A 25753-nucleotide genomic window follows, 5' to 3' on the forward strand; every position below is an offset into this window, starting at 1 on the left:
GCGGCTTGAGGAAAATGTGGCGTCAAAAGAGGTTTCTGGATTCTTTTGCTCGCGTGCACCGCTCTAGGCAAGTGCAGGCGGTCGGCCTGACAGGCTAACTGTCGAATCGAAAGGGGCTATGTGGGCTGGACTCGACTCCGGAGGCCAACGTTATAGTCAAACAAAATTGCTTTCAATAAGAGTCTTTCATGTCCGCTTCTTCAAATCCTCGTCCAAAGCTTGCGATTGCCACGATTGTGGTTGTTGCGATTGCAGGACTAGGCACATTCAGCGCAATCCGGGTTAGTGCACGTGATTCGACGCCGTCCGTTGCGCCCGCAGCGACAGAGGTTGATGTCGCCACGGTGCTGCAAAAGGAAGTCAGAGATTCCCAGACGTACTCGGGGCGACTCGCGGCAGTCGACAAGGTCGACGTTCGGCCGCTTGTGTCAGGAACAATCGTGTCGGTTAATCTGAAAGACGGTCAGATGGTAAAAAAGGGGGATGTCTTATTCATCATCGACCCCCGCCCGTATCAGTCAGAGGTGGACAGGGCTTTAGGGCAAGTTGTGGCTGCGCGTGCTCGCGTGATCTATACGGCCAATGATTGGCAGCGCGCACAACGTTTGATTGCAGACAACGCCATCGCCAAACGCGACTATGACGAAAAGCAGAATGCTGCAAACGAAGCAGCCGCCAATCTCAAAACTGCACAAGCCGCCCTGGAGGCAGCAGAAATTAATCTTGGGTACACCAGGATATCCGCACCGATTTCCGGACGAGTTTCCCGCGCAGAAATCACTCTCGGGAACGTCGTCAGTGCCGGTGCAGGCAGCGCACCGCTGACGAAGATCGTGTCGGTATCGCCCATCTATGCCGAATTCGACGCGGATGAGCAGACGTACCTGCAGTACATTCGTCGTGTCAAGAACGAAGGCCGTGTGCCTGTCGACCTCGGACTTGCTGACGAGGAAGGTTACTCTCGAGCGGGTGTCATTCAGTCTGTCGACAATCGGGTCGACACCACTTCTGGAACGATCCGAGTCCGGGCGCGATTCGACAACAGTGGCGGCAGTTTGATTCCCGGATTGTACGCTCGAGTCAAGGTCATTAGCGGCAATTCTTATTCCGCCCTGTTGATCGACGATACCGCGATTGGAACTGATCAAGATAAGAGATACGTCTACGTTGTCGGCAGTGACAATCAAATTGCTTATCGTGAGATCAAACTGGGCGATGCACATGGAAACCTTCGAACTGTGAAGTCCGGAATTCAACCGGGCGATCGGATTGTCGTCAGTGGAACGCAGCGCGTCAGGCCGGGTGTGAAAGTCAGTCCGCATATCGTCCCGATGATCGACACCGAAGCGGAGGGGACGCCTTCAGCTTGAGATCGCGCTTTGTCGATTGGGCAAATATTGCCGCGGTGTCCAGCAGTTCACCTTTCCGGCGTGGCGAAGCTTCGTAGTGGCTTTCTCGCGCCATTTTTGTTCGATATCTTCATGCAGGTCCTCGCCAATCGTGTTGCTGCGAGGATGAGCGGTTCGCCAGGTTAAGAGTCACATGAATATCTCGAAATTCTTCATCGACAGGCCAATATTTGCGTGCGTGCTGTCGGTAGTAATCCTCCTTGCAGGCACCATCGCGTTATTCAAGCTTCCGATATCTGAGTACCCGAACGTGGTCCCGCCTTCTGTGATCGTTCGCGCTCAGTATCCCGGTGCGAATCCGAAGGTAATCGCGGAGGCAGTCGCATCGCCACTCGAAGAGCAAATCAATGGCGTCGAGAACATGCTGTACATGCAATCTCAGGCCAACTCTGATGGCAACCTGACTTTGACGGTTACGTTCGCTCTTGGAACAAATCCAGACCTCGCAACGCAACTCGTGCAGAACCGTGTGAATCAGGCTCTCCCAAGATTGCCGGACGATGTCCAGAAGTTGGGTGTGACGACGATTAAGAGTTCCCCAACGGTGACCATGTTCATGCACCTGTTGTCGCCAGACGGCCGATACGACAACACGTATCTTCGCAATTACGCGCTTATCAACATACGAGACAGGCTTGAGCGGATTAAGGGTGTGGGAGAGGTGCAACTTTGGGGTGGCGGCGATTATTCCATGCGCGTTTGGTTGGACCCTCAAAAGGTAGCTGAGCGAGATCTCACTGCGACTGAGGTCGTGAACGCCATTCGAGAGCAGAATGTACAGGTCGCAGCAGGTGTGGTCGGCGGTTCACCGGCCGTTCCTGGAACGCTTCTCCAGCTATCGGTCAACGCGCGCGGACGTCTAAAGACGGACCAGGAGTTCGGTGGAATCATCGTTAAGTCGTCTACCACGGGTGCCGTCACGCATTTGCGCGACATCGCGAAGATAGAGCTTGGAGCTTCAGAGTATGGTTTGCGTTCCTTGCTAGACAACAAGCCCGCAATTGCGTTGTCGATCAACGAAGCACCGGGTGCAAACTCACTGCAGATTTCGGATGATGTTCGCGCGGCGATGAAAGAACTCAGCGTAGATTTTCCGTCGGGACTTGAATACAGGATCGTTTATGACCCGACCCGTTTCGTCCGTTCGAGTATCGAGGCGGTAATCCACACATTACTTGAAGCGATCACCTTGGTCGTGATTGTCGTGATCGTCTTCTTGCAAACATGGCGTGCATCCATCATTCCATTGTTGGCAGTGCCGGTGTCTATTGTTGGCACATTTTCTCTCCTGCTCGCGTTTGGTTTCTCGATTAACGCACTTTCGCTGTTTGGAATGGTCCTGGCAGTCGGGATCGTCGTCGACGATGCAATTGTCGTCGTGGAGAACGTTGAACGAAATATTGCCAGAGGACTCAGCGCTCGCGATGCGACGTACACGGCGATGCAGGAGGTGAGTGGCCCAATAATTGCAATCGCCCTCACGCTCGTTGCGGTGTTCGTTCCGCTCGCGTTCATGAGCGGTCTGACGGGACAGTTCTATAAGCAGTTCGCGATGACGATTGCTATCTCGACCGTCATCTCCGCATTCAACTCGTTGACCCTTTCTCCAGCGTTATCGGCTCTCCTGCTGCGTAGTCACGACGCGAAGAAGGATGACTTGACCCGTGTCATAGATGAGATTTTTGGGAGATTTTTCGGACACTTCAATACCGTGTTCAACGTTGGCTCGGAAAAGTACAGTCACGGCGTCGCGGGATCGCTGAAGCGCAAAGGAACAATGCTCGTGGTCTACGGCGTCTTGCTAGGACTGACCGTCGTTATCATGCGAATCGTGCCGGGTGGATTTGTTCCCGCGCAGGACAAAGAGTATCTCGTCTCCTTCGCCAAGCTGCCTAACGGCGCGTCGCTTGATCGGACCGAGCAGGTACTCAAAGAAATGGGTGAAATGGTGATGAAGCAACCTGGCGCGGCGCACGCCGTTGCGTTCCCAGGACTTTCTGTCAATGGATTCACAAACATCCCGAGCGCTGGCGTTCTCTTTATTCCGCTGAAGCCTTTCGACGAACGTAAGGGTCACTCGGCAGTCGACATTGCAGCTTCGCTCAATAAGCAATTTTCTTCAATCAAAGACGCATTCACGGCTGTATTCCCACCGCCGCCGGTCTTGGGACTTGGAACGCTGGGAGGGTTCAAAATGCAACTTGAGGACCGCGGCGCTCTCGGCTACGAAGCACTTAACAAAGCAACGATGGATTTCGTGAAAAAAGCGTCGACAACGCCGCAACTCGGACCGACGTTTTCGAACTATGAAATCAATGTGCCTCAGTTGAATGTCGACCTCGACCGCGAGCGTGCGAAGCAGCTCGGAGTTGCCGTGACCGATGTATTCAACACCATGCAAACGTATCTCGGATCCCTGTATGTGAACGATTTCAACAGGTTCGGCAGGGTGTATCAAGTGCGTGTACAGGCAGACTCACGCTACCGGCGCAATGCTGACGATATCTTGCAGCTTAAGACACGCAGTAGTAGCGGCGAGATGATCCCGCTCTCTTCGCTCATCACTGTCACCCCGACCTACGGTCCCGATATGGTGGTGCGTTACAACGGTTACACCGCTGCTGATATCAATGGCGGCCCAGCCCACCGTTACTCCTCGGATGAAGCGAAGGAAGCTGCTGAGCAAATCGCCGCCGAGGTCTTGCCTAAGGGAGTAAAATTCGAATGGACCGACCTGACTTACCAGCAGGTACTGGCTGGGAACTCAGGGATGTGGATCTTCCCAATCAGCGTCTTGCTAGTGTTTTTGGTTTTAGCTGCGTTGTACGAGAGCCTCACCTTGCCGCTCGCGGTCATTTTGATTGTGCCGATGAGCGTTCTCAGTGCATTGACGGGCGTGTGGCTGACGCATGGCGACAACAACGTCTTCACGCAGATCGGCTTGATGGTGCTTGTGGCGCTCGCATCGAAGAACGCAATTCTCATCGTAGAGTTCGCCCGCGAACTTGAGCATGACGGTCGAACGGCAATTCAGGCTGCGATTGAGGCCAGTAGGCTGCGGCTTCGACCGATTCTGATGACCTCGATCGCGTTCATCATGGGTGTGGTGCCACTCGTTTTGTCGACCGGCGCCGGCTCCGAAATGCGGCAGGCAATGGGTATCGCCGTGTTCTTCGGGATGCTCGGAGTGACACTGTTTGGCTTGATGCTAACGCCTGTTTTCTATGTGGTGCTGCGCACCATCGCCGGCGGAAAAATACACGTCGCACAGAAAGACGTCTCACACGAGATCGCGCACTTGTCGGATCTCTACTGAATACAATGCCTAATAGAAACATGCTAAGTTCCGCGATGTTCAGCCGAGGCTCTCGTCACACGGCGGTAAGCGCCTTCGCAATGGCTATTCTCTCGGCGTGTTCGACCGGGCCGACCTACGTACGACCCAATGCGTCTGTCCCAAACGCGTTCAAAGAGCTGGCGCTGCCTTCTAAGGAGGCGAGTTCCACCGCAGAGGGAACAAGCGCAGAAGCATGGAAAACTGCGAAACCTGCCGAGGACCTTTTTCGCGGCGAGTGGTGGCGTGTGTTCGACGACCCTACGCTTGATGGGCTCGAGAAACAGGCGGCGGACGCGAATCAAGATTTAAAGGCAGCTGCCGCACGCGTGCAGCAGGCGAGGGCGCAGGTGCAGTCGGCGCGTTCGTCTTGATTTCCGTCAATCGGAGCGGGATTCGGGCCCACGCGACAACATCTATCGCCTGCTTCACAGTTCCTATCTGACGACGCCAAAGTCCCGAATCAGACTCTGTGGCGCGCGCAAGCCTCGGCTTCTTACGAAGCCGATCTTTTCGGGCGTGTTAGTGACAACGTGAGCGCGTTTCGTTCCGATGAAGCGCGAAGCGAAGCGCTGTTCCAATCCGTGCAGTTGGCTCTGCAGGCTGATGTAGCGCAAAACTACTTTCAGCTTCGCGAGTTCGATACGCAGCTCGGGCTCTATCGAAAGACGGTGGCACTGCGTGAGGGCGCACTCAGGCTCGTCGAGAGCCGCTTCAGTGCCGCAGAGATAAGTGACCTCGATGTATCGAGGGCCCGAAACGAGTTGGCAGCAGCGCGTGCCGACGCGATCGACGTCGCTCGCCAACGGGCAGTCTCGAGCATAGCCTTTCGATTCTGCTCGGTGAGCCGCCAGCTGATTTCACGTTCGCGGAGGCGCCACTTGTGCCGGTCCGGGCGCGGATTCCCGCGGACCTTCCTTCATCGCTGCTGGAGCGGCGTCCGGACATTGCCGCAGCAGAGCGGGCGATGGCCTCAGCGAACGCTAGGGTGCGCTTGGCAAAGTCAGCGTTTTTCCCTCAATTGACCATCACTGGAGCCTTTGGCTACGAATCGACCATGTTAGGCAATCTGTTCCAGTGGTCCACTCGAACCTTTTTGCTGGGACCGTTCGCGGGGACCGCGCTGACATTGCCGATTTTCGATGGCGGGCGTCGCCGCGCGAATCTTGCTAACGCACGCGCCAAGTTCGACGAGGACCTCGCCCAATACCGGCAACAGGTTCTCGTTGCATTCAAAGAAGTTGAAGACAGTCTGTCCGACCTTCGATTGCTTGACGATCAGATCCGCGAGCGGGGATCTGCCGTGTCTGCGTCCGAACGTGCGGAGCTCCTTTCAACAACCCAGTACAAAGAAGGGCAAGTCAGCTACCTGGACGTGATTGACGCTCAGCGGCAGGTGCTGCAATCGCAACTGCAATTTAGTCACTTGGCGGGTGCGCAAGCTGTTTCCACCGTTGCCTTGGTTCGTGCGCTTGGAGGAGGCTGGGGTGGACCACAGACGCAAGTTGGAAGCGAAAACAGAAGTCCGCAAACCGCCAAACGCTAACTAGTCACGCCGAGGCGAGAGAGTACAGCGCGTCTCTCGCCTCGGACTGCGTTTGACTTAATGGAACCTCGAGCCGCGACTTCAACGGAACTGCTGAGCGTGTCCTGTAAGAGCAAGGGAATACCATGGACCGGATACATGCGATGAAGGTCTTTACCCGCATCGTCGACGCGAACAGCTTCTCGCGAGCGGCCGACATGCTCAACTTGCCGCGCGCTTCAGTCACGAACATCATCCAAAAACTCGAAGCATATCTAAAAGTAAGACTGCTTCAACGAACCACACGTAAGCTGAGCCTAACGCCGGACGGTGCTGCCTACTACGAGCGCTGCGTGCGGACACTTGCCGCGGTGGAGGAGGCAGAGAACGCATTCCGGATAACAAGTAAGATTCCTCGTGGGCGGCTACGAATCGACATGCCGGGCGCGCTCGGACGGCGTCTCGTGATGCCCACGTTAATCGAATTTCATTCGAGCTACCCGGCACTGGAGCTTGCGCTTGGTTTCCATGACCGACGCATTGATCTCATTCAGGAAGGGGTCGACTGCGCGATACGGATGGGCGCTCTTGATGACTCCGGTCTCGTCGCCCGGCGTATCGGCGTTGTTCCGTGCGTCACCGCTGTCGCTCCCGGGTACCTCGCATTGCATGGTGCCCCGCAGACAGTCGAAGCTTTGAAAGAGCATACTGCCGTGAAATGCTTTATCGGCCAGTCTGAACGCGCCGTAGATTTTGATTTTCTCCTTGAAGCACAAGCGGTCCAGGTGAAGATGCAGGGAATGGTCGCAGTCAATGATGCAGAAGCTTATCTGAGCTGTGGAGTCAACGGTCTTGGAATCATTCAGGTACCACTCTTCATGGCCAGCCCGCATCTGAAGACCGGTGAGCTTGTTGAAGTGTTGCCGGGTTTCAAACCTTTGCCGCAACCAATTTCGGCTGTCTATCCGCACAAACTCCATTTATCCTCGAATGTCAGCGTATTTGTCGATTGGATAACAGAACTTTTCGCGCGTCGTAACTTAGGCGAAGACGGACGGGAAGTGCAGACGTCCACTATGAAGATTTGGCGTGGGCGATCAGAATTTACCGGCCAACGTATGTTGACCCAAGCACGGCCGGAGCGCCTATATGCGTAAGCTGAAAAACGATTTTATGTATTCGAAGCGAAATCGCGTTCTTACGGAGATTATCCATAGAGTCGCGACTGACAATGTGGTGCATGAGCAGCTCTCAGTGCTAGACGAGTTTGCATCAACGACTCCAGACTGGCGGCCGTTTATCAGGTGCGATGTGCCAGATGAACCGATACAATAGTTGTCCGCACATCTGGTCTGGGCTGGTCTTTTTTTTGCGAAAGCAGTCAGCTAATTGCATTGAAATGAGCGGTCAAAATCTGACTTAGACCGGCAATGCAGTGTCGTCGCTAGCCATTCCGGACAACGTCAACCTTGGGCCAGACTATGAATAAGCGTAAAGCGTTATTAGCCGACGCGCAAGGCATCAGTATCGTGGCCGCTCGTACGTTTGCGCTGGCCTGCCCGGCGGGACCGCCGGATATAGAATTGCAAAAGTACATCGATGAAAACCTCACGCCTTCTTCCCTCAGGAACGCTCTGTCAGATAGGAATTTCGATATTCACGTATTGGACGAAATGGGGACCGTTATCGGATTTAGCGTTGTCACTCCCGCTCCCGAAGCATTGAACTTGCCTTTGGCAGATGGTGTCCCGGAATTAATGCGGTGCTACGTGTTGCCGACCCATCATGGAACGGGGGCTGCCCAACGTTTACTCTCAGCCAGCCTTGCTGAGCTGCATACTCGCGTCCGGCTCACGGTGAACGATCAAAATACTTGGGCAATACGTTTTTACTCGCGGAGCGGATTTTCGCCTGTCGGTGAAACATTATTCAAGTGTGGTGATGACATCCATCGAGACCTAGTGATGATCCGAATGCCAATCTGATCGCTCAGATAATCGGTCGATGTCGGTCGTTCGCCAGTATCCGTGCGCATGCGTGCCTTTTCATAATTGCTGCCTCGGCAATCGTGACGGCGTGGGTTGCGCGATAGCGTTCGGCCGTATCAGTGGTTGGGAATTCGCTGACCTGATCGAGATGTGTTGATTTACACTGAATTCTTACCCTCCCTGGCATCTGGATCAGCGTTGAGGAGTTCCTCCAGCGCCACTTCGCCAAGGTTCAGCTCTACTCCGTTGGCCATGCGCACCTTCAAGGCGAATGTAAGCCGCTGAGCCTCAGCAGCCGGCTATGGCAAGCTGACAACCGGAACGAACGCGAGCGCCACGACCGCAGGCGCAGTGGAGGGGGGGCACGACGATAACGTCACCATCGGATTGCGTGCCCGGCGCAGACATCGCCGGATGGGTGCGCTGGTAGTGTGCGATCGGCTGGCCGGGTTGAAGGCATTTTCAGACCAGTGCATCCCTTGCTCCTTCGTCGTACTCGCGCCGGCTGTCACGCTTCTGGCCGACCACTAGCCCGCTATGCAGATCCCGGTTCTCTGTCATGTCTCTCATTCTACGTGTCCACGTCGACATGTAGCTTCCGAGAGTAACGAGCCCGACGCTAGGGCGTCGGTAAATTATCGCTTACGATGAATCGAATCAGCATGAAATGGATTTTGTCGATCTATTGGCGATCTCGCGAAATGAGTGCTTCATGTCGTCGATGGAGGCTAAACGCAAAACGTACTGGGCAGGAGTAACGTCGGCGACGTGTCGCGAAAAGATGACCGCCGGTCCGATAGCATGCATAGGAAACCGTGCTGTCCGGACTTGTTCCGTGGCGCAAATTGAGACCAAAACGCGGCTTTACAACATTCGTGATCGCGACGTGTTTAGCATCACACAGTTGGTTTGAAGCGGAGCGTTTAGTTTGATGGTGTCTCATTGCGCCTAGAGAAAGACACCATCGTTACCCATTTCAACCACCGAGGCAGCACGTCATAGCATACCTATGTATGGCGGACTAAATCGGTCAATCGACATCGCGATGCTTAAAATTGTGACGACCACAATCGAGATGAAAAATAATTGTCGGGCCCAGAGGATGTCGTCTTGCGCTTTCAATCCACGCAACCCAATCCAGAGCCAACTGATACCGCTTGCCAGTACCGCGAGAAGGTAGATGGCCCCGGCATACCCTAGAGGAACAAGTAGAGCTGCGACACACGTGAAGGCGAATATGTAGCCGATGATGTGCCGTTTTGCGGCGGGTGTTCCCTTGACTAACGGATAGACAGGAATCGCGGCGGCGCGATAGTCTGCCGAACGGAAGATTGCGATCGCGTACGAGTGAGGCATCTGCCAGATGCAAAACATTATCCATAAGATGAGCGCCGCTGTGTCAAACCTACCGCTTGCCGCACAGTAGCCAACTACCGGCGGCATCGCACCCGAAAAGCTGCCAACCATTGTCCCGTGAATCGAGTGACGTTTGAAAAAGAGGGTGTAAAAGCCTGTATATACGATGTAACCAACGAGTAGAAGCATTACCGCCACAGGGCATTTGGTACCTTGATAGAGAAGGACGAATCCCGATAGGGCAAGAGGCCCTGCGAACAATAGCGCGGCTCGAGTGGAGATTTCTCCGTTGACCATGGGCCGGGTTCGCGTCCTGGTCATTAATGCATCAATGTCTCGGTCGACAATATTGTTGACTGCACATCCAGAACCGATGACAAGAGCTACGCTCAACAAGACGATTACAAGTTGAGACCAATGAATGGTGATCCGCGACGCCAGGAAATAGCCGCTGCTGAGCGAGATCATGTTTCCGAGAACAATTCCGGGCTTGGTCAGTTTTAGGTACGAGCGATACATTGAATCGTAGTAGTGAGGCGAATTTGATGATTTATCGAAGCGCGATGCTGCAAAACGTATTCCCTTCAGAAGGGCTTGGCAACGGCCAGTGTCGCAATGACGACTGCGCAAGTTACCAAGATCGGTAGCGACGCATGCAACGGGCTGATTGATGCACCATGACAGATACGCCGCAGTTTCCCGGACTGCATACCGTGCACGGCAGAGAGAGCGACAACGAAAATCAGTTTGACGGTCAGCCACGGTGCGTTGAACCAATGGCCTGCGCCTCCAATTCCGATTCCCAGGGCCCAGACCAGGAGCATTGCGGGCGTAGTGATGAGGTGATCCAATCGCCGGATGGCTGCAGCAAGCGTTCGAATTTCTGGAGAGTCGGTCGTGACCATATGGAGGAAGACTCCAACGGAAACGACTCCGCCGAAAAAAATTAGTGCTGACGTAACGTGCAATGCTTTTAGCCACGGATAGTAAGTTGCAACGTTCATGATTTTTTGTCGTTTCTGATCGAAGCGATCTTCCGGGACAGAAGGGCGCGATTGAAAAATGCGCCGAACGGCATGAAGGCGCAGATCATGACGCGAACTATCTCGCGTATGCACCAACCACCGCCGGTTACAGTCTGAATCGTGAACCATATATAGGCGCAAAAGGCCAAACCGTGGACTGGTCCCATAAACTGAACACCCGTTGACCACCCGTAGACATGTTTAAGAGGGACAGCGATAACGAGCAGGAACAGAAGAGTCGTGCCCTCGACGAAAGAGACGAACTTAAGACGACGAAGTTGCGCCAGTTCGATGTCCCGGTGAGTGTGTCACGAGTCATGTCAATGCGTCTCGATTCATGACGTTGCCTAATAAGGCCCTGATACACCAAGCGGCTGTCTTTTTTCGGACAGGAGATTTCCTTTTCTAGGCGCAACCTTTATACCTTTGCAGCAACAGACTTGGAAGTGGCAGAATTGACGGAATGTGATAGATTTCTGCCAACTGAAAAAAATGTCGTAGTCAGGCAGGAGAACAGTGATGAAAACGGTGGCGATTCTCGCGTTACATGGGGTTGTTCCTTTCGATCTGGGCATCGCATGCGATATCTTCTCGCGAGTGCGGACCGTCGATGGTGACGAAGCTTATCGTGTCCTTGTCTGCGGAGAATCGTCCCGTATTCGAGCTGGGCACTTCGATATCCACACGCCTTGGCGGTTGGAGCAAATGCTCGACGCAAATATTCTGATCATTCCTGGTGTCGAAAATATCAACATAGTCGTCTCATCGGCCGTGAAGAAGGCGCTGCGACTTGCAAGCGACCGAGGGGCGCTGGTCGCTTCCATATGCACCGGTGCATTCATCCTTGCGTCGACGGGGTTGCTTGACGGCAGGCGGGCGACAACGCACTGGGCCGTGGTCGATGAGTTCGCAAATCGTTTTCCTGCAGTTACCGTCGATCCTGATGTACTGTTTGTCGATGAGGGTAACGTGGTTACGTCAGCAGGTTCTTCTGCAGGGTTGGACATGTGCTTTCATCTGATTGGCCGGTGTCACGGACAGGCAGTGGCCTCACATGCTGCGCGGCTCGCGGTGGCGCCCCTTTTTCGCGACGGCGGGCAGGCGCAGTTTATTCAACAGACTGCTCTACCCACATCCAGCAGCCTCGTTCCATTGCTGGAATGGATGTTAGGGAATTTGGACCAGCCGATCGATGTCACCTTGTTGGCGAGTCGTGCGTCAATGACACCGCGGACGTTCGCAAGACGATTTCGAGACCAAACTGGAACGACGCCCATCCAGTGGCTACTCAGATCACGAGTACGTCGCGCTCAAGAATTGCTCGAGACAACGTCAGCTTCGGTTGATCAAGTCTCCGTTGCTGTGGGTTTCGATTCACCAGTTACTTTCAGGGCCCGTTTTCGGAGCGTTGTTGGTCTGACGCCCAGCTCATACAGACGACGTTTCAGTAGTGCGTCGCTATCGACGCAGGCCGACTAGCTGTGCATCGATAGCGAGTACGGTCTTTGTAGGCAGCCGCAAGTGGGCCTTCGGCTCTCTGGCTCGACGCCCCGTGTGGCGTTGAGCGCGACTGCACATTGCTCAAGCATGGAAGTGCGTCGCATAGCGTAGAAGCGCGCCATCGGTTACTCGCGTTGGTATGGCAAAAAACGAGGGAATTTTGACGTAGTAAAGCGTGTTGAACCGCCATAAGATTCCCCGCAATGTACAGGACGCTTCGAGCCGCATACCGAACGAGTGTTTGCCATCAATTGAAGGTCCGCTCCCTCGCGCGTTAGCTGGGTGGGTGCGATGAATGATGCTCTGAGCTCTGTGCGATGCCCTTTTTGTGTCAATCTGGCGTCAGGGTAGGCAGCCCCCCGCGCGGAGCTAACTCACCTGGTATTTCGGAGCCTTCCGGCGTCAAGGGTGTCGCGGTAGGTCAATTGTATTTTGTGGAATTTATGCAAGAACCTACGCGAGATAGCTCTTATTCGACGGATTTGCAAGCGAGGGTGCGCCGCCAGGCGTTGAGGTTGGCGGGCATTGTTGTCACCATTCTTATCTTGTCTTTATTGGTGCCACTCTTTGTCAAGATTGCAGTTCGATACTTTTTATAAGACGTCGCGTACCACAAGATGAACGGTGTTCGATACTCGCTTTTATGACGACCAACAATGGATGTGGCAAGACAATATTCGCTCGAGTTTTGTCTTGTATTGAAGGACGGGGGCATCAGGTTTCGTATCTTGTGTGCGGTCGTAGTGATGCTCGGGAGCTGTGCGCTGGCTGGATGTCAGCGCGAGGAGTCGTGGCGTCTCACTAGGGTAGACAATCAGATGCCCTCACTCGACTTCACGCTGACTCGCGCTAAAGATGGCCGCACCGTTACCAGTAAGGACTATATTGGGCAGATTGTCGTTCTGGAGTTCGGCTACACATTCTGCCCCGACGTTTGTCCTACGACGTTATCGAATCTAACATCTGCGCTAACGCGGCTCGGCAACAAAGCGAAGGCTGTCCGAGTACTTTTTGTAACCGTTGATCCTGATCGAGATACTCTTGATTCGCTTAACCTATACGGTGCGGCGTTCTCTTCTCAGGTTGACGGATTACGCGGAACAGAGAGACAACTTGAATCTCTTGCGCATAGATATCGAGTAGCATATTCGGTATCGCGATCGAAGGATCCGAGAGAGTACAAGGTCATGCACAGCCCGATCATTTTCGTATTTGACAAAACTGGAAGAATTAAGTTGTTGTCGACAAATCCCGATAACGCGAATGATTTGGCGCATGATCTTGAACAACTTGTTGATGAACAAAAAGGCTGAGACATCTGTCGTTACCAAGGTCCTGCTTTTTGATGGCGACTTGTGAGCAAGTACGCCGCTGAAGCCATTTGAGCAACGTGTTGATGACTGTCCATTTTTTTACTAGATCTAAATTAGCGGAGCATTCAGATGGAAGAATTGAAGGGCAAGCGCGCTCTGATAACAGGTGCCGCACGCGGTATTGGCGCGGGGATTGCGATGACGCTCGCTGAACGGGGCGCCGACGTGGTCATTACCTACGAGCGGGCGGTGGATCGAGCCTTGGAGGTGGTCGATGCTATCCGGAAGAAAGGGCGGCGAGCGCACGCCATCCAGGCGGATAGCGCCGATGCCGATGCCATCAAGCGGTCCGTTGACGAGGCGTCGGCTCAGTTGGGCGGACTGGACATTCTCGTGAATAACGCGGGCGTACTCTTTTCGAATCCGCTCGAAAAGATGGATATTGATGTGATCGATAAGATCATCGCGGTCAACATTCGCTCTGTGGTGCTCGCATCTAAGGCAGCCCTCTCTCATCTGGGCGAAGGCGGTCGAATCATCTCCATTGGATCTTGCCTTGCCGAGCGCGTAGCGATTCCCGAGGTAATCGTATATTCCATGTCGAAGTCTGCATTGCTTTCGTTCACGCGAGGTATGGCGCGAGAACTCGGTCCGCGAAAAATTACAGTGAACTTGGTGCATCCGGGACCGACCGATACCGATATGAATCCTGCCGATGGACCGACCGCCGACTTCTTGCGGTCACAGATAGCACTCGGCCGGTTTGGTCAAGTCGAGGACGTAGCGGCGGCGGTCGCTTTTTTGGCGGGTCCGGGCGGTCGACACATCACCGGCACCGGGTTAGTAGTTGATGGCGGAATCAACGCATAAGGTAAGAGGGCCGGCACTTAACGACGACGACCGATAGAGACTGTCTGTCAGGCAAGCTGCTGGGCCCTCTTTACCTAGACCGTTGCGCAAAATGTAGCCACCTTAAATTGTCGCGCAGAGGTACACGCCGTGCGCTTTTTAATATATCGCCTTTCGAAATGGCTAACCAATCGTAAGCGGCCGGCACACCCGTCTTGACGAGTTGAACTAGCGGATAGGGTCCGCTGGTTGCCAACGATGGGGCAGTAATGTTGCGATATCGCTGGCCCTGTCGGCTGGCAGTCGCGTCAGGACGTCTTTCAGGTAGGCGTGTGGTTCGTGCCCATTCAGTTGCGCTGAACGTAGCAGACTCATGATGGCCGCGGCTCGTTTGCCCGCTCGAAGCGAACTGGCAAACAACCAGTTCGCTCTTCCGATGGCCCACGGACGTATCTGGTTTTCGACCCAATTATGCCGACTCCCCGATTATGCCGCGTCGTGCACGTGTGCGACGGTGGCTATGGGCTTTCATGAACGCTGTGTCGGCATAAAAGTATGATTTCTCAGGCTGGCTATCACGCTGGCCAGGAGAAATCATATGAATGCGAAACGCACAGTCAGCGAATCCGGCGGGCTGCCGGCCCATCACATCGATGCATTTCTTGATCGTCTACGGACGGCACACTATTCCGAGGTATCGATTTGCAAGAAACGAAGAGTCCTGTGTGCGTTCTCTGGGTGGATGAAGAACAGGAACGTCGACCTGATTGATCTCGATGAGTCTGTCACGGCTCGTTTTATGAAGCGCATGATCGACCCATCACGAGACCGCGTCCAGCGTGCACGCCCCACATTACGGCAGTTTCTCGCATATCTACGCGCCGAAGCCATTGTGTGCCCGCCGACGTTGGACCACCAATCCGCGATTGCGCACATTTATGGCCGGTACCTGGGCTATCTGAGGCAGGATCGGGGACTCGCGAAGAACTCTCTGCTCGTCTACGGCCCGTTCATTCGCGACTTTCTCGACAACCACTCGAAGAACGGCAGCGCCTGCGCGGCGATCTGACTGCTGTGATTCGCATGCAGATCGAAAAACTTGCGTCTCGCGTGCGCCGCACAGCGGATTTCGGTGATGCCCTGCTGGAATCCAGCCTTGTACCCGCTGTAGTCGTCGCATACCAGTTTGCCCTGCCAGCCGGCGAGGAATGCACGGGCATGTTCACCTGCACGGCTGTCGGCGAAGTCGTAGACCACGGCGCGCAACTCACTGTAGTGCGTCGGCGCATTCGCCCACAGGTACGCGCGATGTGTTTTGCCTTTGCCGGGGCTGAGCATCTGTACCAGCGTCTCATCCGCATGCAGCACACCCTGCTGCAGGATTTCCTGATGCAGTGCGTCGACCAGCGGCTGTAGTTGCACGCCGCACGTACCGACCCACGCACTCAATGTCGATCGCGGTATCGCCAGACCCGCCCGAGCATAGATCTGCTCCTGCCGATACAGGGGAAGGTGGTCAGCGTATTTGGCAACCAGCACCGACGCCAGCAGCCTCGTGGTCGGGATGCCCTTGTCGATGACGTGTGCAGGCATCGCGGCCTGAATCAGTGTTTCGCAGTTTCTGCATACCCACTTGCCACGGACATGCCGCTCCACGGTGAACACGCCCGGCGTGTAGTCCAGCTTCTCGCTGATGTCCTCGCCGATGCGCACTCGCTCGCAACCACATTGGCATACGGTGCTCTGCGGCTCGTGGTGAATCTCTGTGCGTGGCAATTTTGCGGGCAGCGCGGCACGCTTCGGTTGTTGAGGTAGCGGCCCGGCTGTGGCCTGTGGCTGAAGTTGCTCGAGCTCAACTTCAATGGCGGTGTGAATTTCCGGCATATAGGCGCCATTTCGTTTTCGGCGTAATGGCGCCACCGGATTTCCGGCGTAATGGAGCCACGGCGTTTTCGGCGTAAAGGCGCCAGTAGTTTTCCGGCGTAATGGCGCCACCCAGATGACGAGCAGCGAGGGTTCGAACTTCATTGATCGGCTAGACTCCCGGCCTTTTGCCGGGAGAGGCCGTGGCCAATCGGAGGTTCGAGATGTACCAATACCGACAGATCCTGGTGCGCATGCGCCGAGGCGACTCTGACCGGGATATCGCACGATCGAAGACCATGGGGCGCAAGAAGATCGCGCAGGTGCGGGAGATTGCCGCCAGGAACGGATGGTTGGCGCGTGAAGCGGTTTTGCCCGACGAACACGTAATGGCCGCTTTCCTGGATCGCAAAGAGGCTCCGCTACCATCGAGCTGCGTCTCAACATTGGAACCGTGGCGGGAGCAGATCACCAGGTGGCGGGCAACCGGAGTTCAATGCACGACGATCCACGCCACGCTGGTTCGCAACCACGGGTACGGCGGCAGCTATTCGTCGGTCTATCGTTTCCTTCTGCATATAGACGCATCGCGCACGCCCGACGTGCCGCTGCGCCTGGAATTCAAGCCGGCCGAAGCGGCACAGGTTGATTTCGGCGCCGGTCCGATGATGACCGACGCGCTCACCGGCGAGATCCACAAGACGTGGTTCTTCGTCACGACCCTCGCCTGGTCGCGCCACCAATATGTTGAGTTTGTCCGAGACCAGACGGTAGCGACCTGGCTGGGATGTCACCGGCGCGCCTTCGAGGCATTTGGTGGTGTGCCGGCTCGGGTCATCATCGACAATTGTAAATGTGCGATCACGCGCGCGTGCTATTACGAGCCCGAGGTGCAACGCGCGTACGGCGAGTGCGCAGAAGGATACGGTTTCAAGATTGATGCTTGTCCGCCAAGGGATCCGCAAAAAAAAGGAATCGTGGAATCGGGCGTCAAATTTGTGAAGCGAGGCTTCTTGCCCTTACGCGAGTTTCGTGGCGTGGCTGACGCCAATCGCCAAGTACACGCGTGGGTAATGAACGAAGCCGGCAACCGCATTCACGGTACGACCCGCGAGATGCCCCTCAAGCGCTTCGCGGAAGTCGAACGAAGCCTGCTGATCAGCTTGCCGGACGTGCCGCCGGAGCTCGTCGTGTGGGCGAAGGCCAAGGTGCACCGCGACGCTCATGTCCAGTTCGAGCAGAGTTTTTATTCGGTCCCGTATAGGCTGGTCGGCGAGGAACTGTGGCTCAAGGCGACCGACACCATGGTGACGCTGTATCGCGGGCAGGAATCGGTCGCAGCTCACGCCCGCCTTACTCGCGCAGGCGGCCGTCGCACGGTAGACGATCATCTGCCATCCGCTGCCCAGGCGTGGCAACTGCAGGACACCCAGTGGTGCCTGGCAGCTGCGGAGCAGATCGGGCCTGCCTGCTATGCCCTGGTTCAGGCGCTCTTCGGCGATAAAGTCTTAATCAAGATGCGCTCGGTGCAAGGCGTTTTGCGGCTTAAACAGAAGTATGGAGCAGTCCGCCTTGAAGCTGCCTGCTCGCGCGCCAACCACTACGGAACGCCGCACTACACGGCCGTTAAAACCATTCTGCAAAAGGGATTGGATCAGCTGACGCTGTTAAATGCCTTTGATGCGCTGGCGAGCACCTACACCGAAGGGGGCCGTTTCTGCCGCAACACACAAACCATTCCCCAGTAAGGCCGGCCATGCATCCCATTCCTGAACTGACTCCACTGCTTAAACAGCTGCGCTTGTCCGGCATCCTCGATTCGCTGGAAGCGCGAAACCGCGAGGCCATCGATCGCAAGCTCGCCTTCACCGAATTCCTTTCGCTGCTCATTCACGACGAAGTAGCCAGGCGCGATAACAAGAAGCTCAGCCTGCGCATGCGACGCGCCAACTTCCGCAGCCAGAAGACGCTTGAAGGATTCGACTTCGACCGGCTACCAGGGCTGAATCGATCCGCTATCCATGATCTCGCCACGTGCCGATTTATTGACGAGAAGGTGGCGGTCCTGATTGCCGGGCCTTGCGGAACGGGGAAAAGCCATCTTGCGCAAGCCCTCGGACACGCTGCAGCTCGGCAAGGACACGATGTGCTGTTCTCAACACAAAGCCAATTATTAGCAAGCCTGCGCAGCGCGGCAGCCGTGGGCACTTACGACCGTCGTTTCCAGTATCTCGCCAAGCTTCCACTTCTGATCATTGACGACTTTGGTCTTAAGCCGCTGCGTTCGCCAGACGATGAAGACTTCCACGACCTGATCGCCGAGCGTTATGAGCGCGCAGCAACAATTTTAACTTCGAATCTGGACTTTCCAGAATGGGGGGAAGCATTCCCAGGTAACAAGATGATCGGCGCGGCAACCCTCGACCGCCTGCGTCACGGCGCTCACAAAATCGTCCTCGACGGTGAGAGCTATCGCGGACTAAAACCGGGCGTCGAAACACTCAGAACCGAGCTTGCAAAAGGAGGCAAAATCAAGCAACCTTGATCCCCGTTCGAGCCCTCGAATTGCGCGTTTCCAGTGGCGTCATTACGGCGAAAATGCCCGGCGCCATTACGCCGAAAGGTGACAGGCGGCGAGATCCGGGTCAATCGCCTCATCCGCGTGCACATTTATTGCCGCCACATCATCCAGCATTCCAGCATTCTACGCTGCGTTGCTTTGCCTCGGCATCGGTTGGAATTTCATGTTTGTCGGTGGTACCGCTCTATTGGCTTCCTCCCACACTCCAGCCGGACGCGCGAAGGTGCAGGGCGTCGCGGAACTCATCCGGAACATTTTTACTGCAGCGGCATCGCTCGTTGCAGGTCCAGTGTTAGAGCGCTTCGGATGGGTAGATCTTAATTTGGTAAACTTACCGTTACTGATTGTCGCCGCGGCTTTAACGTTTCTCTGGATGAGAACCCAGTACATATCAGGACGAGTATCGAACGATTCCGAAGCTCAGTCTCGTTGAACATTCACGAAGCACTCCCTGCGAGGCTAAGCGCGTTAGGACGCCTGCGTTAGCGTAGTATCTCCGCTCCATCAAAGACTGACTCCCGGTGGCTGGATCAGATGGCCACCCAGTACGTTTCTATGAAACGCAGGCCGTACGCGCACATCGCGGCCGCAGCGGGGAGGCGAAGTCGACAAGACGGCGTTTTGCCGCGAGCACGGCATCCCGGCGCGCATGTCCAATTCGGTCGCGATCGAACTGCAATACCGTCCTTGACGGCGTGCGCGAGTTACTTGCGGCCCACCCTAAAAGCCCGCGCAGTGGTATCCGTCAGTTTGCGAAGCAGTTGGTTGTTCGCGGTATCGGACTCGAAACTCTGGCAGAAGACCGGTTGCGGATGTGGTGCGGCGCAGCAGCGCGAAGCGAAGCAGAAGCTGCACCGCACCACATGCCAGAACCTTGCGGCTGTCGAAACTGACGGCCCGACTGGAAGGTCGAGTGCCGACTAGTGGGCAAGCGGCCAGTACTTGCTTCAGCAGCGTAAGCACTTCAGACAGCAGCATCAGCTGCGCAGAATACGTGGAGGGGGATTTCGGACCGGATGACACAGAGAAATCTGGAGATGGGTAAATTGGCTCTCCATATTGCGCGAGATCAGGAGGCAATCATGTCCGATGGTGAGTCGGCTCACCCGGGACACCTGTTTTCTCCTTCGTTTGACAATTGTCGCTGCGAACGGTGGCGAACGATTTATGGCTTCTAAGGCTTGAGAGAGAAGGGCAACTGCGGTGCTCTGGGCACGCGCAGTTGCCCGTTATATCTGCATCTATTGGGCCAGATAGCCGCCGTCGATTACCAATTCAGAGCCGGTCACGAAGCTTGCCTCATCACTGGCGAGAAACAACACGCCGTACGCGACCTCAATCGGTTTGCCCCAACGCTTCATCGGCGTACTCTGTGCAACCTTGTCTCTGTCTCCATCCGGAATACCCGCACTCATTTGCGTGTCGATCAAACCGGGATGAACCGAGTTCACACGAATGCCGTCGCCGACATAACTCATCGCCGCGTTCTTAGTCATAGTGACGACGGCGCCTTTGGTTGCATGATAAGCGTGAGAGCCCGGCGCACCGACCTTTCCCCATGTCGATGAGAAGTTGATAATCGACCCCGCCTTCTGCTTTTGCATCGTCGGGATCACGGCCCGCATACCGAGCCATACGCCGGTCTGATTGACCGCGATCGACTTTTCCCAACCAGCGCGCGACAAATTTAAGACATCGTCCGTGACGAGGATCCCGGCATTGTTGACCAAGACATCGATGCGCCCGTGCTTGGCCAGTGTCTTCTCGACAACTTCGCGCCAATTGTCTTCATTGCTCACATCAAGAATGACGTCCTCGGCACGGTCCGGCGCATCGCCATCAGGCTTCTGGACATCCCCAGAGATCACATAGGCTCCATGTTCACTGAAGAGTTTTACCATTTCGCGCCCCATTCCGCGCGCTCCACCGCTTAACAGTATTACTTTATCGGTCAGACGCATACTCTTTCCTTTCACTGTTATAGATGCCCTATCGACATAGGTCGACAGAACTGGATCGTTTCGTGTTTCCCGGATACCTCGCGAATGATCGGAGATGTACCGGGTTTCAGTCTTGATACTGATGTCGGCGGGCTCGCCGACATTCACCTGCGAGACTCCGTTATTGCGCGAGATAACCGCCATCGATGACCAACTCCGAGCCAGTCACGAAGCTTGCTTCATCGCTCGCAAGAAAAAGCACGCCATAGCCAACCTCGATCGATTTGCCCGAACGCTTCATTGGTGTGCCTTCAACAACGTCTTCCGCTCCGCTTCCCGGGATCGAGGAACTCATTTTGGTAGCGATCAGGCCGGGATGAACGGAATTGACCCGGATACCTTCACCAACGTAGCTAATCGCGGCATTCTTGGTCATTGTCGTCACCGCTCCTTTCGTCGCGTGATAAGCGTGGAAGCCGGGAGATGCGACTTTGCCCCAAGTCGAGGAAAAGTTGATAATGGATCCGTTTCTCTGCCGCTGCATAGTCGGGATAACGGCGCGCATTCCCAACCATACTCCCGTTTGATTAACCGCAATGGATTTTTCCCACTCCGCATGCGTGAGATCGAGAATGCCCGCGACCACCAACAAGCCAGCATTGTTGACGAGTACGTCGATACGACCATGCTCTGAAACAATGCCGTCTACTACGCGGTCCCAGCTTTCTTCCTTCGTGACATCTAGAGCGACGTCGTGTGCGTTCCATGGGGCCTCGCTTTCCGGTTCAATTATGTCGCCTGCAATCACGATCGCGCCGTGATCGCTGAATAGTTGAACCATCTCTCGGCCCATACCGCGTGCGCCACCACTGACAAGAACCACTTTTTCCTTCAGACGCATTGCTCCTCCCATTTTGACAGAAAATTCGAAGGTTCATGTTGTCTGAATCATTTGAAAGCGGGGGCGACATTCAACTGCTTGGCAAGGTGTGTAGACTTGGAAAAGAGAACACAGAGTGCCGACAGGAAACAGGGAACGGCGCCAAGGTAAAGTGCTGCCGATTGCCAGGTCCCGCTGTTGGCCAGGATCCAAGTCGTGCCGGCTGCGGCGATGATACCGCCGACCGGACCAATACCGACGACGAAGGACGTACCGCGCCCACGAACCGCTGCATTCGGGAAGCTTTCACCAACAAAAAATAACAGACAAGCGTATGGTCCGATGGAGAAAAACTGGCCGAGGCTATACAGCGCTGTTACCGTCCAGAAATCGCTCGGCACGAAGAGCATGGCGCCAAAGGAAACGCTACAAATCATCCAGCCGCCAGCAATGACATTGCGCCGGCCGAACTTATCCCCAAGATAGCCGTGCACGAGATAGCCAACAAAGCCGGCGAAATTAGAAAAGACGAGGACAAGAAGGGAATTACCGAAATTAATGTGGTGAACATTCATGAGAACTGTTGTTCCCAATATGCCGAACGTCTGCGCAGAAAACCAATTCAGCGTGTGTGTCATCCCTAAAACGATACTTGGGCGTAGGGAGTCGCCCTTGAAGATCTCAAAGAACGATCCAGAGTGTTGGACAGCTTTTGGGTCGCGCTTGCGTTGCTCGCGCAGTGCCTCGAAGGACGGGCTTTCGCGCAGGAAGCGTACAAGAAACGCGATGATGAGGGAGGGGACAGCCGCGACGATGAAGCACCCCTTCCAGCCAATTCTTGGCAAGAGGATTGACGTGAGCCAAGCTGCCAACATTGCTCCAACTGGCCATCCACCTTGTACTATGCTGAAGATGCGCCCACGCCAACGAACTATGAAATCGCTATGCGCACTGTTGTAGAGCTCGCTGAGGTAGGCGCCATTGACACCTTGCTCACTGTAACCGAGCCCGCTAACGGCACGGATTAGAACGAGCGGTAGAAGTCCTACTCCACCTGCCATCGCTGTCAAGGCCGAGCAGATACCCGCTCCGCCAACGGTCAGCATAAGCCCCGCCTTGCGGCCGAAGCGGTCCAAGAACGGGCCCACGCCAAGGGCCACGAACACCGTCCCGATGGCTATCCACGTTGCAATTTCGGCTTGCGTCGTCGGGCTCCACTTTATCTGGCGGCCGATTTCCGGCAGCAACATACCGAAGAGCACGAAATCGTACACGCCAAAGGTCCACGCGCCGAAGCATATGATCGAGGCAAACCAGACTTGGCGGCTACTGACCTTTGCCGGGCCTGGAATTAACATTGTATCTTTTTGAGCAGACATAGTTCCTCCAATGGGGTACGGGCGTCCAGCCCGCTCCGAATTCAAGTTGACGCCACCTACCGATGGCATCGGCCAAACCTCCTCCTGCCGCCCGTCAATAGACTCCTCATTTCATATCTAGTCAACTAAAATATCGATATTTCGCACTTGTTACGATTTTGTACTATGATATTTAAGCGGGAATTCAAGCGTGAGAGACGTTGCGCCGAGCTAAAATACCGCTAGAAATCGAAAATCTCGATTCGATCGGAGTATCTATGGAAAGCTTTATGAAAGCGAGCGAGCATGGCGACATCGCAATGGCAAACACCCTCACGGAGCAAGCTGCGTCGTTCCTCGAGCGTGACGTCTTGTCTGGTGCTCTTCCGCCGGGCACGAAACTTGTCATCGGCGATTTGGTTAAGCGCTACGGAATTGGTGCTACCCCTGTTCGGGAGGGTCTCTCTAGGCTGGTGACGCAAGGCTTCGTACAAGCGATCAGCCAACGAGGTTTTCGCGTCGCCGCTATTAGCGAAGCCGACTTGCGTGACGTTACGAATGTTCGGCAACTCATTGAAGTTGAAGCACTTCGACTTTCGATCGCGCAGGGCGACGACGAGTGGGAATCCAATATTGTGGCCGCTCTTCACAAGATCCAACTCTTCACCAGAAAAGGAGAAGAAGTATTTCGTGAGGGAGCCACGGACTTCGACGACGTGCATCGTGGTTTTCACACGGCACTGCTGGCGGCCTGTGGGTCGCCAAGGCTCCTTGAGCTCCACAGAAATCTGTACGACCAAGCCTATCGCTATCGGCGCCTCATGATGGTTCGCCACGAGGCGCGTGAGAATTTCTACGACGAGCACAAGGCGCTGGCTGAAGTGGTCCTGCGCCGGGATTCTGCCTTTGCTTGCAAGCTCGTTGCCGATCATCTGCAGCGAACGTTGACATATGTATATCCGGATCGAAAATATCGATAAAAGTATTGACTGAATATTTTCATGTTGGTACTGTTGGGCAGTTGCTCTTCGTCAAGCTGTTTTTTTCGATAGATCGGGGACGCACTCGTGCCCGGGCGAAGGCCTGACAACGCGGAGGTTCATGATGTGCCTCCGATCCAAGGGAGGATTTACTGTGACGGATGTCGTTATCGTCGGTGCCGGTGTTGCCGGTCTCTACATGCTGCACCGAGTCAAGCAGGCTGGTCTATCCGTGCGGCTCATCGAGTCGGGCGGTGGGATCGGCGGAACGTGGTACTGGAATCGTTATCCCGGCGCACGAGTGGACATCGAGAGTATTGAGTACAGCTATTCATTCTCGAAAGAACTTCAAGAGGAGTGGGACTGGAGTGAGCGCTTTGCGTCTCAGCCCGAGCTTCTGAAATATCTCAATCACGTCGCTGATCGTTTCGATCTCTGGGAAAATATTAGTCTTTCGACCCGTGTCGACTCCGCTATTTTCGACGAGGATTCAAATAAATGGTTGATCAAGACCAATCGCGGCGAAGAAATCAGGGCGCAATTTTGTATTATGGCGACTGGTTGCCTTTCTGCGCCCAAAAAGCCTGACATTCCTGGCGTGGACAGTTTCAGGGGTGAGCAATATTTCACATCAAAATGGCCTGATGAACCAGTCAACTTCGAAGGAAAGCGTGTAGGCGTCATTGGTACCGGTTCTTCAGCGATCCAATCCATACCGCTAATCGCGCGCGAAGCCCGCCATCTGACAGTATTTCAGCGAACTGCGAATTATGCTGTTCCCCTGATGAATCGCCCTCTCGATAAAGACTATCTGCGGCGGATTAAGGATCAATACGACGATTTGCGGACCATGGAGTCAAAAGCATTCGCCGGTTTTGTATGTGTTGATGGCGAACCAAAGAAGCCTTTGGAAATCTCCGCGCTGTCCGTATCACCCGAAGAGCGGGAGAAGGAATACGAATACCGTTACAAGTCAGGTGGTCTCTGCTTATATTCTTCCTATAGCGATCTATTGACTAACAAGGAAGCCAATCAGACACTTGCAGATTTCCTCAAGCGCAAGATCCATGAAAAAGTAAAGGACCCTGTTGTCGCTGAAATGCTGACGCCAAAAGGTTATCCGGTCTTGGCCAAGCGACTGTGCGCGGATACCAATTACTATGAGACCTACAATCGGGAGAATGTTCGGCTTATTGATGTCAACATAACACCCATTGAGAAGGTTACGGCGACCGGAATCATTGTGGAAGGTATCGAGTACCCGCTCGACGCGCTCGTTTACGCAATTGGATTTGACGCTTTGACTGGCGCGTTGACGAATATCGACATTCGTGGTCGGAACGGATTGGTGTTGAAGGAAGAATGGGAGGACGGCCCGAAAACGTATCTCGGGTTAATGACATTCCAGTTCCCAAATCTTTTCAATCTCGCTGGGCCGGGCAGCACGGCCGGTCTTACTCAAGCGATCCAATGCGATGAACATCAGATCGGTCTCGTCATGGATTGCATTGAGCATGTGCGCCAAGCCGGGAAAGCGACGATCGAGCCAACGGATGAGGCGCAGGCGGGCTGGACCGATTACATTAATTATGCTGCAGCTAAAACGCTCTTCCCGCTCGCCAACTCGTGGTATGTCGGTGCGAATATTCCTGGAAAGGCGCGAACGATTCTCGTTGATCTCAGTGGGTTCCCAGCCTACATCGACAAATGCGCAGGGATTGTTGCGCGCGACTTTGAAGGCTTCCAAGTCCAATAAGCTCGCGAGCTTCTTCGCGTCGATGCAAATGGCTGCTTTCGGTTGGTATGCACGCCGCTTTTTGGAGCGGTGTCCCCTGCACTCGGGTTGGAGTTT

General features: G+C 54.9%; 19 protein-coding genes and 3 pseudogenes. 14 read left to right on the forward strand and 8 right to left on the reverse strand.

Features of this window, described 5'->3' with window-relative positions; all coding sequences use genetic code 11:
• The first annotated feature begins 188 nt into the window (after positions 1–188).
• The 5 genes and pseudogenes from B0G81_RS39530 to B0G81_RS39550 all read left to right on the forward strand — a co-directional run bounded on the left by B0G81_RS39530 (position 189) and on the right by B0G81_RS39550 (position 8253).
• Positions 189–1370, forward strand: a complete 1182-nt coding sequence (locus B0G81_RS39530) for an efflux RND transporter periplasmic adaptor subunit (protein WP_134143667.1) — start codon at positions 189–191, stop codon at positions 1368–1370.
• Positions 1371–1542: 172 nt separating this feature from the next.
• The gene (locus B0G81_RS39535; protein ID WP_134143669.1) at positions 1543–4725 is read left to right on the forward strand and encodes an efflux RND transporter permease subunit; all 3183 of its coding nucleotides are present in this window, start codon (positions 1543–1545) and stop codon (positions 4723–4725) included.
• A gap of 35 nt (positions 4726–4760) precedes the next feature.
• Positions 4761–6289 (forward strand): annotated as a pseudogene (locus B0G81_RS39540) (efflux transporter outer membrane subunit).
• Between the two features lie 125 nt (positions 6290–6414).
• Complete coding sequence (locus B0G81_RS39545; protein WP_134143672.1) at positions 6415–7425, forward strand: LysR family transcriptional regulator; 1011 nt, start codon at positions 6415–6417, stop codon at positions 7423–7425.
• A gap of 324 nt (positions 7426–7749) precedes the next feature.
• Positions 7750–8253 (forward strand): GNAT family N-acetyltransferase, encoded by a 504-nt coding sequence (locus B0G81_RS39550; RefSeq protein WP_134143674.1) that lies wholly within the window; start codon positions 7750–7752, stop codon positions 8251–8253.
• 999 nt (positions 8254–9252) lie between these two features.
• On the opposite strand, the gene cyoE is transcribed toward B0G81_RS39550, so the two are convergent.
• The 3 genes from cyoE to B0G81_RS39565 all read right to left on the reverse strand — a co-directional run bounded on the left by cyoE (position 9253) and on the right by B0G81_RS39565 (position 10930).
• Positions 9253–10131 (reverse strand): heme o synthase, encoded by an 879-nt coding sequence (cyoE, locus tag B0G81_RS39555; RefSeq protein ID WP_134143677.1) that lies wholly within the window; start codon positions 10129–10131, stop codon positions 9253–9255.
• A gap of 65 nt (positions 10132–10196) precedes the next feature.
• Entirely contained in the window at positions 10197–10616 is a 420-nt protein-coding gene (locus B0G81_RS39560) for a CopD family protein (RefSeq protein WP_134143680.1), read from the reverse strand.
• On the reverse strand, positions 10613–10930 hold the full coding sequence (locus B0G81_RS39565) for a DUF3817 domain-containing protein (RefSeq protein ID WP_134143876.1): 318 nt from the start codon (positions 10928–10930) through the stop codon (positions 10613–10615). Before B0G81_RS39565 ends, B0G81_RS39560 begins: the two co-directional genes overlap by 4 nt.
• 226 nt (positions 10931–11156) lie before the next feature.
• Here B0G81_RS39565 and B0G81_RS39570 point away from each other — a divergent pair, with 226 nt between their 5' ends.
• From B0G81_RS39570 to B0G81_RS39580, 3 genes are all read left to right on the forward strand, one after another.
• A complete protein-coding gene (locus B0G81_RS39570) occupies positions 11157–12116 on the forward strand; it encodes a helix-turn-helix domain-containing protein (RefSeq protein ID WP_134143682.1) in 960 nt (319 codons plus the stop codon).
• An 839-nt stretch (positions 12117–12955) separates the two neighbouring features.
• Entirely contained in the window at positions 12956–13450 is a 495-nt protein-coding gene (locus B0G81_RS39575) for an SCO family protein (protein WP_166679184.1), read from the forward strand.
• Between the two features lie 129 nt (positions 13451–13579).
• Entirely contained in the window at positions 13580–14320 is a 741-nt protein-coding gene (locus B0G81_RS39580; RefSeq protein WP_134143690.1) for a 3-oxoacyl-ACP reductase family protein, read from the forward strand.
• Between the two features lie 207 nt (positions 14321–14527).
• Here B0G81_RS39580 and B0G81_RS39585 read toward each other — a convergent pair.
• Positions 14528–14773: pseudogene (locus B0G81_RS39585) on the reverse strand (transposase domain-containing protein); the annotation flags it as partial.
• Positions 14774–14897: 124 nt separating this feature from the next.
• On the opposite strand from B0G81_RS39585, the gene B0G81_RS39590 reads away from it, so the two are divergent.
• Positions 14898–15368, forward strand: coding sequence for a hypothetical protein (locus B0G81_RS39590; protein ID WP_243856851.1), 471 nt, complete (start codon positions 14898–14900; stop codon positions 15366–15368).
• On the opposite strand, the pseudogene B0G81_RS39595 reads toward B0G81_RS39590, so the two are convergent.
• A pseudogene (locus tag B0G81_RS39595) lies at positions 15347–16165 on the reverse strand (IS66 family transposase); the annotation flags it as partial. The gene B0G81_RS39590 and the pseudogene B0G81_RS39595 sit on opposite strands and share 22 nt — an antisense overlap.
• Before the next feature lie 221 nt (positions 16166–16386).
• Here B0G81_RS39595 and istA point away from each other — a divergent pair.
• The 3 genes from istA (at position 16387) to B0G81_RS45675 (ending at position 19176) form a co-directional block, all read left to right on the forward strand.
• Entirely contained in the window at positions 16387–17910 is a 1524-nt protein-coding gene (gene istA, locus B0G81_RS39600; protein WP_134143692.1) for an IS21 family transposase, read from the forward strand.
• 8 nt (positions 17911–17918) lie between these two features.
• Positions 17919–18707, forward strand: a complete 789-nt coding sequence (gene istB, locus B0G81_RS39605) for an IS21-like element helper ATPase IstB (protein WP_091794129.1) — start codon at positions 17919–17921, stop codon at positions 18705–18707.
• Between the two features lie 103 nt (positions 18708–18810).
• A complete protein-coding gene (locus tag B0G81_RS45675) occupies positions 18811–19176 on the forward strand; it encodes an MFS transporter (protein ID WP_347877486.1) in 366 nt (121 codons plus the stop codon).
• A gap of 808 nt (positions 19177–19984) precedes the next feature.
• On the opposite strand, the gene B0G81_RS39615 is transcribed toward B0G81_RS45675, so the two are convergent.
• From B0G81_RS39615 to B0G81_RS39625, 3 genes are read right to left on the reverse strand one after another with little or no spacing between them, the layout of a single operon-like run.
• Positions 19985–20887 (reverse strand): SDR family oxidoreductase, encoded by a 903-nt coding sequence (locus tag B0G81_RS39615; RefSeq protein ID WP_243856852.1) that lies wholly within the window; start codon positions 20885–20887, stop codon positions 19985–19987.
• Positions 20865–21584: an SDR family oxidoreductase gene (locus B0G81_RS39620; protein WP_134143694.1), complete on the reverse strand. Its 720-nt coding sequence runs from the start codon at positions 21582–21584 to the stop codon at positions 20865–20867. Before B0G81_RS39620 ends, B0G81_RS39615 begins: the two co-directional genes overlap by 23 nt.
• Positions 21585–21631: 47 nt before the next feature.
• Positions 21632–22942: an MFS transporter gene (locus tag B0G81_RS39625; RefSeq protein ID WP_134143695.1), complete on the reverse strand. Its 1311-nt coding sequence runs from the start codon at positions 22940–22942 to the stop codon at positions 21632–21634.
• A gap of 257 nt (positions 22943–23199) precedes the next feature.
• On the opposite strand from B0G81_RS39625, the gene B0G81_RS39630 reads away from it, so the two are divergent.
• Both B0G81_RS39630 and B0G81_RS39635 read left to right on the forward strand, forming a co-directional pair.
• Entirely contained in the window at positions 23200–23901 is a 702-nt protein-coding gene (locus B0G81_RS39630) for an FCD domain-containing protein (RefSeq protein ID WP_208328633.1), read from the forward strand.
• Between the two features lie 154 nt (positions 23902–24055).
• On the forward strand, positions 24056–25657 hold the full coding sequence (locus B0G81_RS39635) for an NAD(P)/FAD-dependent oxidoreductase (protein ID WP_243856853.1): 1602 nt from the start codon (positions 24056–24058) through the stop codon (positions 25655–25657).
• The last annotated feature ends 96 nt before the right edge of the window (positions 25658–25753 follow it).

This window comes from Paraburkholderia sp. BL6665CI2N2 (assembly GCF_004366535.1).
Classification (GTDB): Bacteria; Pseudomonadota; Gammaproteobacteria; order Burkholderiales; family Burkholderiaceae; genus Paraburkholderia.